Genomic DNA, 11776 nt, shown 5'->3' with positions numbered 1-11776 from the left:
GGTGGTGACGATGGCTGGCAGGTTCAGCGCAACGGTCTGCAGGCCGCCGTCGATTTCACGGGTGACGTTGAGCTTGTCGCCAGCGACTTCGACCTTGGAGGCGAAGGTGCCCTGGGCGAAGCCGGTCAGCGCGGCCAGCATCTGGCCGGTCTGGTTGTTGTCACTGTCGATGGCCTGCTTGCCGAGGATGACCAGCTGAGGCTGCTCTTTATCGACAACGGCTTTCAGGGCCTTGGCCACGGCCAGGGAATTCAGCTCGTCAGCGGCTTCGACCAGGATGGCGCGGTCGGCACCCAGGGCCAGGGCAGTACGCAACTGCTCCTGAGCGGTGGTCGGGCCGACGGAGACCACGACGATCTCGGTCGCGACGCCTTTCTCTTTCAGGCGTACGGCTTCTTCCACGGCGATTTCGCAGAAGGGGTTCATGGACATCTTGACGTTAGCAAGGTCGACGCCGGAGTTGTCCGCCTTGACGCGAACCTTGACGTTGTAGTCGACCACTCGTTTGACAGCTACAAGAACCTTCATGGATTCCTCGTTACTCTCCGGTGAATAGATAGTCGCCAGGGGCAGAGCCCTGCGATGCGCGTGGGTACAAGGGCACCTCTAAAAACGTACCGGGAGGAGCAAACTTCATGGTGACCGAGCAGTCTTGACGCGACTGTTGCGGCAAATACCCACGGGTCATTTTCTGTCGTGGCGTGTAAACTCCACTACAAATCGGCTTATATACCGAAAACCCTGCTCCACACCTGGTCTTTAGAGGTGTACCTGCGCCCGGCTGCAAGCCTACGGCGAACGTAAAACCGCTCGTATCTTGACCGTAACACCCAATCCGGTCAATACGGCAAATCGGTCACCTTCCAGCCGCGTTCCTGTGATTTTACTGGGCTCCGGCAAATTCAAACAAACGTTTGTATTGGACCCGCCAAGTGGTGTAGATATAATGCGCGCCAAGACAAAACGGTGTAGTCCGTCCATTGCGTAGCTACAGTTTCGCGCCAGTGAAGCGCCGCTGCACGCAAGCACCCATAAGACAAAGCAACAGCACGAGCCTTGATGAGTAGGAGAGAACCTGTGGAACGCGAATACATGGAATTCGACGTGGTCATCGTCGGCGCAGGCCCTGCGGGCCTGTCCGCCGCCTGCCGATTGAAGCAGAAGGCCGCCGAAGCCGGTAGCGAGATCAGCGTCTGCGTGGTGGAAAAAGGCTCCGAAGTAGGTGCTCATATTCTCTCCGGCGCAGTCTTCGAACCCCGCGCCCTGAACGAGCTGTTCCCCGACTGGAAAGAACTCGGCGCGCCGCTCAACACTGAAGTGAAGCGCGACGATATCTATGTGCTCAAGGACGCCGGCAGCTCGACCAAGGTCCCGGACCTGTTCGTGCCCAAGACCATGCACAACCACGGCAACTACATCATCTCGCTGGGCAACCTGTGCCGCTGGCTGGCCCAGCAGGCCGAGAACCTGGGTGTGGAAATCTACCCGGGCTTCGCCGCCCAGGAAGCGCTGTTCGACGAAAACGGCGTGGTCCGCGGCATCGTCACCGGCGACCTGGGTGTCGACCGTGAAGGCAATCCGAAGGACGGCCTGTATACCCCAGGCATGGAACTGCGTGCCAAGTACACCCTGTTCGCCGAAGGCTGCCGTGGCCATATCGGCAAGCAGCTGATCAAGCGCTTCAACCTCGACAGCGAATCCGACGTCCAGCACTACGGTATCGGCCTGAAAGAAATCTGGGAAATCGACCCGGCCAAGCACGAACAGGGCCTGGTGGTGCACACCGCCGGCTGGCCGCTGGACGTGACCAGCAAGGACAACACCGGCGGTTCGTTCCTCTATCACCTGGAAAACAACCAGGTGGTAGTCGGCCTGATCGTCGACCTCTCCTACGCCAACCCGTACTTGTCGCCGTTCGATGAATTCCAGCGCCTCAAGCACCACCCGGTGATGAGCCAGTACCTCGAAGGCGGCAAGCGCATCAGCTACGGTGCCCGTGCCATCTGCAAAGGCGGCTTCAACTCGCTGCCGAAAATGGTATTCAACGGCGGCGCGCTGATCGGCTGCGACCTCGGCACCCTGAACTTTGCCAAGATCAAGGGCAGCCACACCGCGATGAAGTCCGGCATGCTCGCTGCTGAAGCAGTCGCCGATGCTCTGATCGCCGGCAGCGAAGGCGGTGATCAGCTCAACGGTTACGTCAGCGCCTTCAAAGCCAGCTGGCTGTACGAGGAACTGTTCGCCAGCCGCAACTTCGGCCCGGCCATGCACAAGTTCGGCCCCCTGCTGGGCGCAGCCTTCAACTATGTCGACCAGAACTGGTTCGGCGGCAAGCTGCCATTCACCCTGCACGACACCAAGCCGGACTATGCCTGCCTCAAGCTTGCGTCAGAGTCGAAAAAAATCGACTACCCGAAACCGGACGGCAAGCTCAGCTTCGACAAGCTCAGCTCGGTATTCCTCTCCAGCACCAACCACGAAGAGGAACAACCTTGCCACCTGAAACTGACCGACCCGAACGTGCCGATCGCCAGCAACCTGCCGCTGTACGACGAACCGGCGCAGCGCTACTGCCCGGCGGGCGTGTACGAAGTGGTCAGCCAGGAAGACGGCAGCAAGCGCTTCCAGATCAACGCGCAGAACTGCGTGCACTGCAAGACCTGCGACATCAAGGACCCGGCCCAGAACATCACCTGGGTCACCCCTGAAGGCGCTGGCGGGCCGAACTACCCGAACATGTAAGGCCGCTGCCCTTGCAACAACAAAAAGCCCCCGACTCGTGAGAGCCGGGGGCTTTTGTGCATCAGCTATGGCTACTTGTCAGCACACATGGCCGGCATCGGCTCCGCCGCAAACGCCAACGGCTCACGACGCCCGAAATACAAGGCGGTCAGCAGCCCCACCGTACCCATGACCAGACAGAAGCCGACACACACCCACGGGCTCCATGGCATCAATGCGATCAGCGCCAGCGGCGTGGTACTGGCCCACAGTGCGTAAGCCACGTTGTACGTGAAGGAAATCCCCGAAACGCGGATCTCGGCCGGGAACAGCCCGACCATCACCGACGGCACCACACCCACTACGCCACAGGCCAGCCCGGCCAGCGCATAGGCCAGCCAGGTCACGCCCCACTGCCCCACCAGGCTTGCGTACAACGCACCGATACCTAGCGGCAGCAGCAGGCTGTAGACCATCAGTGCGCGCCAGGCGCCCAGGCGGTCGACCAGTAACCCGGCCAACACGCAGCCAATATTGAGGAAGACGATCCCCACACTGCTCAGGGCGAAGGTATGCCCCGCCGTCATGCCGAAACGTTGCTGCATCACCGTCGGGGTAATCACCACCAGCACCACTACCGCAGAAGTCAGTACGCAGGTCAGCAGTGCCGCCGGGATCAACGCCGAGCGGTGCTCGCCCAGTACCTGCCGCAGCGGGAATTTCACCGGTTGCTCCTGACGCTCGCGCAAGGCCAGGAACACCGGGGTTTCGCTGAGCCAGCGGCGCAGCCACACCCCGATCACGCCAAATACCCCGCCGAGCAGGAACGGGTAGCGCCAGGCGTAATCAAGAATCTCCTGCGGCGTGTACACATGCGCCAGCACTGTCGCCGTCAGCGCCCCCAGCAGGTAACCAAAGGTCAGCCCCGCCTGCAGGAAGCCCAGGGCATAGCCACGACGCCCGTTTGGCGCATGCTCGGCAACGAAGGTCCACGCACTGGGTACTTCGCCACCTACGGCGGCCCCCTGAAGGATGCGCAGTGCCAACAGGATCAGCGGCGCCGCATAGCCGATATCGGCATAGGTCGGCATCACCCCGATCAGCAGGCACGGCAAGGCCATCATCAGGATGCTCAGGCTGAACACCCGCTTGCGCCCGAGGTGGTCGGCGAAATGGGCCATCAGGATGCCGCCCAGCGGCCGCGCCAGGTAACCGGTGACGAAGATGCCGAAGCTCTGCAGCAGGCGCAGCCATTCAGGCATTTGCGGCGGGAAGAACAGCTGGCTGAGGGTCAGGGCAAAGAACACGAAGATGATGAAATCGTAGATTTCCAGCGCGCCACCCAGTGCCGCCAGGCCCAGGGTCCGGTGGTCGCCGCGGCTGAACCGGGGCGGGCGAGCGGTATCGATGGCAGTCATGGCAGGGGTCCGCAGATCGGCAAAGGGCAAGAGGATAGCAAATGCCCGCCGCCCTGCCCCAGCAACGCCACTAACGGCTGAAGACGGTGTGGCCGAAGTTCCTCGGTTTGCGCGCATGCGCCGCGCCACCCGCCAGCCCCGAAGGCAGGGCAATCTTGCCGACCAGCACGGGGCTGTCGATGATCGCCATGAAGGATTGCAGCGCGTCGTTATCCGGCACCTGCGGCAGGCTCACACTGACGGCCTGGCGCTCGGTCTGCGGCACCACAGGCACTTTCAGGTGTTGCGAATGGTAAAGCAGGGCATGCTGGATCTGCGTACTGACCCGGCAGAACCGTGCCAGGTCGACGCCGGCATAGCTGGCCAGCTCGATATTGCCCAATAACAGGTTGAACGGTTGCAAGGCGCACTGCACCAGGCGCTGCAACTCTTCAAAAGACTCGACCGGGGCAATCCGGTAATAACCAAGGCCATTGAGCAGTTTTTCCAGCTGCAGACGCTGGTGCGGGTGCTCGTCGGCAATCAGGATGCGCAGGGTCTTGTTTGTCATTGTCGGACCTGGGCCGTCAGGTGGATGAGGGACAGCTCCCTGACCAAACTGCGCCAGCAACAGGCAACCACCAAGGCTGCACCTGGAGGGGTCAATTTAGATAGTTGTCGGGAAACGGGGAGAAATCAAGTGGCCATCACACAGAATTTTCACCTGCCCTTCACATTCAGGACTCCCACTGCCGCATGCGCACCCGGCAATGTTTCATGGCATTGACGATGTGCTTTTCCACCAGGCTGCGGGAAATACCCAGGCGCTCTGCAATCTGCTGATGTGACAGGCCATCGAGCTTGCGCAACAGAAAGCAGTCCCGGCACACCTTGCTCAGTTCATCCAGGGCCTTTTGCATCATGGCCAGGCGCTGGTCGAGTTGCAGGTCCTGCTGCAGCTCTGCGCTGAGCAAGCGCCCATCGGCATCCAGCGCATCCAGGGATTCGGCCTGGCGCACCTGATGGCGTCGGTGCCGGTCGATCACCAGGTTGAGCGCAGTACGGTAGAGGAATGCTCGCGGATGCTCGATCTGCGTGCTGTCGGTACGTTCCAGCACGCGCAGATAGGCATCGTGGGCAACGTCCTCCGCAGCCTGGCGGTTGCCCAGGCGCGCACTAAGGAAGCTCACCAGTTCGCGATAGTAATGTTCCACAACAGCACCTGAAATCGTCCTGGCAACCCACGTGCGGGACTGAGTGAGACCAGGCTGTGATAGTACAAATTATAACTATTCTCAGCAACACGCCTACTACCCGCTCGTTCAGGCTAAATCCGTCCGGCCAGCCTTCGTTTATCTGGGACTTCGGTGCGCGCCACGATTGGCAGCGCGTGACCACTACCCAGGCTGGAAGTCCGCATGAGCCCGTTAACCTCCCCCCGCCGCCAGTTCATCCTCGCAGCCGTGGGCCTGCTGAGCCTGGGCTGCCTGCTGGCCTGGCAAACCCTGCCCTTCGGCGCGCAACCGCCCGGTACCGTCACGGTTACCCGGGCAGACATCGAAAGCAGTGTGACGGCCCTGGGCACCTTGCAGCCCCGGCGTTACGTGGATGTGGGGGCCCAGGCCTCGGGGCAGATCCGCACCTTGCACGTGGAAGCGGGTGACCCGGTGCGCAAGGGCCAACTGCTGGTCGAGATCGACCCTTCCACCCAGCAGGCACGGCTGGATGCCGGGCGCTTCTCGATCGACAACCTCAAAGCCCAACTCGCCGAACAGCGTGCGCAGTTCGAGCTGGCCAACCAGCAACTCAAGCGCCAGCGCAATCTTGCCGCTGCCGGCGCCACCCGCGACGAGGACGTACAGGCCGCAGCAGCCCAGCTCAAGGTCACCCAGGCGCGTATCGACATGTTCCAGGCCCAGATCCGCCAGGCCCAGGCCAGCCTGCGCAGCGACGAGGCGCAGCTGGGCTACACGCGTATCTATGCGCCGATGGACGGCACGGTGGTAGCCGTTGACGCCCGCGAAGGCCAGACCCTCAACGCCCAGCAACGCACGCCGCTGATCCTGCGCATCGCCAAGCTGTCACCCATGACCGTGTGGGCACAGGTGTCCGAAGCCGACATCGGCAAGGTCAAGCCGGGGATGACCGCCTACTTCACCACGCTGGCCGGTGGCAAGCGCCGCTGGAGCAGCACGGTGCGGCAGATCCTGCCGATCCCGCCCAAGCCGCTCGAACACGCCAGCCAGGGCGGAGGCAGCCCGGCCAGCGCTGGCAGTACGGGTAACCAGGTGGTGCAGTACACCGTGCTGCTGGATGTCGACAACCCGGATGGCGCGCTGATGGCCGACATGACCACCCAGGTATTCTTCGTCGCTGGCCAGGCCAGCCAGGTGCTGACCGTGCCACTTGCCGCGCTGGACGAAAGCACCGGCCTGTTCATGGCTCGGGTGCTCGACCCGCACGGCAAGGTGGTGCAGCGCCAGGTGCGCACCGGCCTCAGCGACCGCCTGCGCGTTCAGGTGCTGGACGGGCTCAGCGAGGGTGAGCAACTGCTGATGGGCGCCCCCAGCGCCAGCGGAGGCTGAATGACTGCGCCGTTGATCGAGCTGGTCGATATCCGCAAATCCTACGGTGGCCAGGACAGCCCCAAGGTCGAGGTGCTGCGCGGCATCAGCCTGAGCATCCACCCCGGTGAGTTCGTCGCCATCGTCGGGGCGTCCGGGTCAGGCAAATCGACCTTGATGAACATACTTGGCTGCCTCGACCGCCCGACGTCGGGCAGCTACCACTTCGCCGGCAAGAACGTGGCCGAACTGGCCAACGATGAGCTGGCCTGGCTGCGCCGCGAAGCGTTCGGCTTCGTGTTCCAGGGCTACCACCTGATCCCCTCGGGCTCGGCCCAGGAAAACGTCGAGATGCCGGCCATCTATGCCGGCACGCCCGCCAGCGAGCGGCATGCCCGTGCCGCTGCCCTGCTCGCCCGCCTGGGCCTGGCCAGCCGCAGCGCCAACCGCCCGCACCAGCTCTCGGGTGGCCAGCAGCAACGGGTGTCGATCGCCCGGGCGCTGATGAACGGTGGCCATATCATCCTCGCCGACGAACCCACTGGCGCGCTCGACAGCCACAGTGGCACCGAAGTCATGGCGCTGCTCGACGAACTGGCCAGCCAGGGTCATGTGATCATCCTGATTACCCACGACCACAAGGTGGCGGCGCGCGCACAGCGGGTGATCGAGATCCGCGACGGCCAGATGATCAGCGACACCGCGACCGACCCGGTGCCCAGCCCTCCCCGCCAAGCACTGCAAGCCGACGACCTGCGCCAGCGCCTGGACCGTGGCGCAACCTTGCGCGGGGCCTGGAAGGGCGAGCTGCTCGAAGCCCTGCAAGCCGCCTGGCGGGTGATGTGGGTGAACCGCTTTCGCACCGCCCTGACCCTGCTCGGCATCGTCATCGGGGTCGCCTCGGTGGTGGTCATGCTGGCCGTCGGCGAAGGCAGCAAGCGCCAGGTGATGGCGCAGATGGCCGCCTTCGGCTCGAACATCCTCTACCTCAACGGCAAGCCCGCCACACTGGGCGAACCTGCCGGCACCCTTACCCTTGATGATGTCGCCGCCATCGGCCAGCTGCCGCAGGTCCGGCAGATCATGCCGGTGCTGGGCGAAAAGGTGATGGTGCGCCATGGCAACAACAGCCAACGCTTCTACGTGGGCGGCAACAACAACCAGTTCCCGCTGATCTTCAACTGGCCGGCAGTCGAAGGGGCTTTTTTCACCGATGCCGACGAAGCCAGTGGTGCAGCGGTGGCGGTGATCGGCCAGAAAGTCCGCGAGAAGATGCTCGAACCTGACCGCGACCCGCTTGGCCAGTACCTGCTCATCGGCAATGTGCCCTTCCAGGTCATTGGCATACTCGCTGGCAAAGGCGCGAGCTCCGGCGACCAGGATGCCGACGGGCGCATCGTGGTGCCTTACTCGGCGGCGGCGATCCGCCTGTTCGGCCAGCGCGACCCCGACTACATCACCGTCGCCGCCGTCGACGCGGCGCGCGTCGATGAAACCGAAGCCGCCGTCGACCGCCTGCTGCGCCAGCGTCATCAGGGCCGTCACGATTTCGAACTGACCAACTCGGCCGCGCTGATCCAGGCAGAGGCACGCACCCAGAACAGCCTGTCGCTGATGCTCGGGGCAATTGCCGCGATCTCGTTGCTGGTCGGTGGCATCGGGGTGATGAACATCATGCTCATGACCGTGCGCGAGCGCACCCGCGAAATCGGCATACGTATGGCCACTGGCGCACGCCAGCACGACATCCTGCGCCAATTCCTCAGCGAAGCGGTGATGCTGTCGATGGTCGGCGGCATGGCCGGCATCGGCCTGGCCCTGCTGATCGGCGGCGCATTGATGCTGGGCAAGGTGGCCGTGGCCTTCACCCTGCCCGCCATGCTCGGTGCGTTCTCCTGCGCCGTTCTCACCGGCATCGTGTTCGGCTTCATGCCGGCCCGCAAAGCCGCCCGACTCGACCCGGTCAAAGCCCTCACCAGCGAATAGTCCATGACCCTGCCAAGCCACATCAGCCTGTTGTCCCTGTGCCTGGGCCTCGCCGCCTGCAGCCTGCCACCCGCGCCACCCAGCGGCATCGCTGCACCCTCGGCCTGGCAAGGCGCAACCGCCCCGTCCTCTGCCAGCCTGCCTTCGGCGCAGTGGTGGCAGGCGTTTGACAGCGCCGAACTGGGCCGCCTGGTCGAACGCGCCCGCGCCAATGCCCACGACCTTGCAGCCGCCACGGCGCGCGTGCACCAGGCTCAGGCACGGGCAGTGATCGCCGGAGCACCGCTGCTGCCGGAGCTCAGGTTCGAACTCGACGGCAGCCGCCAGCGCCTGCTGCACGGCGAGGGCTACGACCAGCTCGATGTCAGCAAGTACGAACCGACCAGCACATCGTTCGGCATGCAGCTGGTCGCCAGCTACGAGATCGACTTCTGGGGTGGCCTGCGCGCGGCCCGCTCAAGCGCCCTGCACAGCCTTGACGCCAGCCGTTACGATCGCCAGACGGTCGAGCTTACGCTGGTCAGCAGCGTGGCCAGCAGTTACCTGCAGGGCCTGGCCCTGGAAGAACAACTGCGCATCGCCCGCCTCAACCTGCGTAACGCCCGTGATGTGCTGGGCCTGGTCGAGACACGTCAGCGCGCCGGCTCCGCGACCCGCCTGGAACTGGCCCAGCAGCGCAGCCTGGTGGCCGTCCAGGAGCGGCAAGTGCCGCTGCTCGAGCAGCAGTGGCAGGACAACCGCGTGACCCTGGCCACACTGCTGGGCGACCCGGTCCAGGCTCTGCCCAGTACGGGCGAAGCGCTGGCAAGCGTGAACTGGCCGCACATTGGCAGCGGCGTGCCCAGCGAGCTGCTAGCCCGCCGCCCGGACATCGCCGCCGCCGAAGCACGCCTGGCCGCTGCCAACGCCAATGTGCAGGTGGCCAGGGCCGCCCTGCTGCCAAAAGTGACCCTGGGCGCCAACCTCGGCACTGGCGCACGCACCCTGCCCGAGGTCTTCGACAGCACCTATTACACCCTGACCGCCGGCCTGGTCGCGCCGATCTTCAACAATGGCCGGCTGCGAGCGGCACAGCAGCTGGCCGAAGCCGAGCAGGACGAGCTGCTGGAAAGCTACCGCAGCAGCATCCTGGCCGGCTTCGCCGATGTCGAGAAGGCCCTTAACGCCATCCACGGTGTCGAACAGCAGCGCCAGTGGCAGGACCAGGAAGTCGAGCAGGCGCGCCTGGCCTTCGACCTGGCTCAGCGGCGCTACGCGGCCGGGGCCGAGACCCTGCTGAGCGTGCTCGAAACCCAGCGCACGCTCTATCTCGCCCAGGACCAGCAGGCACAGTTGCGCCTGGCGCGCCTGCAGGGCAGCGTGGCGTTGTACAAGGCGTTAGGGGGTGGCTGGCAGGTAGCGAAAGCGGACAACGGTTAATGCAACATGCCGTGCGCGAACTGGCCAACCTGCCGCTGGACAGCGCGCTCCATGCCTGGGTGAAGCCTGCGACAGAGCTGGGTGAACGTTAGGGCCGCAAGGCGGCCCTGCCGGATTCAAACGGCCGCGGCCAGCGCCTCGGCAAAGCGCTGCGCCACCTCATCGACCTGCTGGGCGCTGATGATCAGCGGCGGCAGGAAGCGCACCACGGCGCCATGGCGCCCGCCCAGTTCGAGGATCAGGCCACGCTTGAGGCATTCGCGCTGGACCTTGGGTGCCAGCACCCGATTGGCAGGCGGGTGCCCCAATGCGTCGGTCTGACCCTGCGGGTCGACCAACTCCACTCCAAGCATCAGGCCACGGCCACGGATATCACCCAGTTGCGGATAGCCCCGCTGCAGCCGTTGCAGATGTTCACGCAAGCGCCGGCCCATGGCCTCGGCATGCTCGGCCAGACGATGCTCGACCAGGTAGTTGATCACCGCCGAACCGGCCGCCATGGCCATCTGATTGCCGCGGAAGGTGCCGGCGTGGGCACCTGGCTTCCAGGTATCGAGCCAGTCGCGGTACACCACCACCGCCAGCGGCAGGCTGCCGCCAATGGCCTTGGACAGCGTGACCACATCCGGCACGATACCGGCATGCTCGAAGGCGAACATCCGCCCGGTACGGGCAAAGCCGCTCTGGATCTCGTCGACAATCAACGCCACGCCGGCCTGTTCGGTGATACGCCGCACGCCTTTGAGCCACTCGAGGTCAGCCGGGATTACCCCACCCTCGCCCTGCACCACTTCAAGGATCACTGCCGCAGGCAACGGCACGCCGCTTTCCGGGTCCAGCAACAGGTTCTCCAGGTAGTGCAGGTTGGCCTTGACCCCGGCTTCACCCCCCAGGCCGAACGGGCAACGGTAGTCGTAGGGGTACGGCATGAACTGCACGCCATTGCTCAGCAGTGCACCCAGTGGCTGCTTGGGGCCGTGACTACCCATCAGGCTCAGCGCGCCTTGGCTCATGCCATGGTAGGCGCCTTGGAAGGCCAGCACGGTGCTGCGCCCGGTGGCGCCGCGCACCAGCTTGAGCGCCGCCTCTACCGCGTCGGTGCCGGTCGGCCCGCAGAACTGCACCTTGGCCTCGCGGCGCAGGGCTTCGGGCAGGATGCCGAACAGGTCCTGGACGAAGCGGTCCTTGACCGGTGTGGTCAGGTCCAGGGTATGCAGTGGCAGTTCGTCAGCCAGCACGCGCTGGATGGCTTCGATCACCACCGGGTGGTTGTGGCCCAGGGCCAGGGTACCTGCGCCGGCCAGGCAGTCGATGAACTGGCGGCCCTCGACATCCTCGACGTAGATGCCACGGGCGCGCTTGAGCGCCAGCGGGATGCGCCGGGGGTAGCTGCGGGCGTTGGATTCCTGTTGCTGCTGACGCTGCAGCAAGGGCGAGTCACTGAATTCGTACAAAGGTTGCGGCGCGCTGGCCGGCGGGACCTGAGCAAGGCTGGTAGCGGTGGACATGGGTGAATCCTCGCAAGCAAGCGAATGGGCAGTTATCGCTTGGAAAACGCTTGAGTGCGGGGAGGATTTAGCGGTTGTTGCGGGATTTTGCGTTGCCAGTGCCGGGCCCGTGCCGCGGCAAAACCCACAAAGCGCCGCCCCGGGACCGAAAAAACCAATCCCCAACACCCCCCCGAAAGCC

At 64.4% G+C, this 11776-nt stretch carries 9 protein-coding genes; 4 read left to right on the top strand and 5 right to left on the bottom strand.

Annotated elements, in window-relative coordinates; all coding sequences use genetic code 11:
• Window positions 1-528 (bottom strand): electron transfer flavoprotein subunit beta/FixA family protein (locus ABE528_RS27155; protein ID WP_346654611.1); only part of this gene is annotated, 528 nt, incomplete at its 3' end.
• A 531-nt stretch (window positions 529-1059) separates the two neighbouring features.
• Between ABE528_RS27155 and ABE528_RS27150 the strand changes: the two genes are divergently transcribed.
• On the top strand, window positions 1060-2742 hold the full coding sequence (locus ABE528_RS27150) for an electron transfer flavoprotein-ubiquinone oxidoreductase (RefSeq protein WP_346654610.1): 1683 nt from the start codon (window positions 1060-1062) through the stop codon (window positions 2740-2742).
• Window positions 2743-2813: 71 nt separating this feature from the next.
• On the opposite strand, the gene ABE528_RS27145 is transcribed toward ABE528_RS27150, so the two are convergent.
• From ABE528_RS27145 to ABE528_RS27135, 3 genes are all read right to left on the bottom strand, one after another.
• The gene (locus ABE528_RS27145) at window positions 2814-4139 is read right to left on the bottom strand and encodes an MFS transporter (RefSeq protein WP_346654609.1); all 1326 of its coding nucleotides are present in this window, start codon (window positions 4137-4139) and stop codon (window positions 2814-2816) included.
• Window positions 4140-4209: 70 nt separating this feature from the next.
• Window positions 4210-4689 (bottom strand): histidine kinase, encoded by a 480-nt coding sequence (locus tag ABE528_RS27140; protein ID WP_346654608.1) that lies wholly within the window; start codon window positions 4687-4689, stop codon window positions 4210-4212.
• A gap of 166 nt (window positions 4690-4855) precedes the next feature.
• Window positions 4856-5332 (bottom strand): sigma-70 family RNA polymerase sigma factor, encoded by a 477-nt coding sequence (locus ABE528_RS27135; RefSeq protein WP_346654607.1) that lies wholly within the window; start codon window positions 5330-5332, stop codon window positions 4856-4858.
• 204 nt (window positions 5333-5536) lie between these two features.
• Here ABE528_RS27135 and ABE528_RS27130 point away from each other — a divergent pair, with 204 nt between their 5' ends.
• Genes ABE528_RS27130 through ABE528_RS27120 form a run of 3 tightly spaced genes read left to right on the top strand, consistent with a single transcriptional unit; the run spans window position 5537 to window position 10087 of the window.
• On the top strand, window positions 5537-6703 hold the full coding sequence (locus ABE528_RS27130; RefSeq protein ID WP_346654606.1) for an efflux RND transporter periplasmic adaptor subunit: 1167 nt from the start codon (window positions 5537-5539) through the stop codon (window positions 6701-6703).
• The gene (locus ABE528_RS27125; RefSeq protein ID WP_346654605.1) at window positions 6704-8668 is read left to right on the top strand and encodes a MacB family efflux pump subunit; all 1965 of its coding nucleotides are present in this window, start codon (window positions 6704-6706) and stop codon (window positions 8666-8668) included.
• Window positions 8669-8671: 3 nt separating this feature from the next.
• On the top strand, window positions 8672-10087 hold the full coding sequence (locus ABE528_RS27120; protein WP_346654604.1) for an efflux transporter outer membrane subunit: 1416 nt from the start codon (window positions 8672-8674) through the stop codon (window positions 10085-10087).
• A 116-nt stretch (window positions 10088-10203) separates the two neighbouring features.
• Here the strand turns inward: ABE528_RS27120 and ABE528_RS27115 are convergent, their stop codons facing one another.
• Window positions 10204-11595, bottom strand: a complete 1392-nt coding sequence (locus tag ABE528_RS27115; protein ID WP_152959324.1) for an aspartate aminotransferase family protein — start codon at window positions 11593-11595, stop codon at window positions 10204-10206.
• Window positions 11596-11776: the final 181 nt, after the last annotated feature.

The organism is Pseudomonas sp. TWI628, assembly GCF_039673865.1.
Classification (GTDB): domain Bacteria; phylum Pseudomonadota; class Gammaproteobacteria; order Pseudomonadales; family Pseudomonadaceae; genus Aquipseudomonas.
This window is presented reverse-complemented; position numbering and strand designations above follow the sequence as displayed.

Excerpts from the sequence above, each read along its gene's own strand:
- ABE528_RS27150 (WP_346654610.1), top strand. The coding sequence starts at position 1,060 with ATGAGTAGGAGAGAACCTGTGGAACGCGAATACATGGAATTCGACGTG.
- ABE528_RS27125 (WP_346654605.1), top strand. The coding sequence starts at position 6,704 with ATGACTGCGCCGTTGATCGAGCTGGTCGATATCCGCAAATCCTACGGT.
- ABE528_RS27130 (WP_346654606.1), top strand. The coding sequence starts at position 5,537 with ATGAGCCCGTTAACCTCCCCCCGCCGCCAGTTCATCCTCGCAGCCGTG.
- ABE528_RS27115 (WP_152959324.1), bottom strand. The coding sequence starts at position 11,595 with ATGTCCACCGCTACCAGCCTTGCTCAGGTCCCGCCGGCCAGCGCGCCG.
- ABE528_RS27145 (WP_346654609.1), bottom strand. The coding sequence starts at position 4,139 with ATGACTGCCATCGATACCGCTCGCCCGCCCCGGTTCAGCCGCGGCGAC.
- ABE528_RS27120 (WP_346654604.1), top strand. The coding sequence starts at position 8,672 with ATGACCCTGCCAAGCCACATCAGCCTGTTGTCCCTGTGCCTGGGCCTC.
- ABE528_RS27140 (WP_346654608.1), bottom strand. The coding sequence starts at position 4,689 with ATGACAAACAAGACCCTGCGCATCCTGATTGCCGACGAGCACCCGCAC.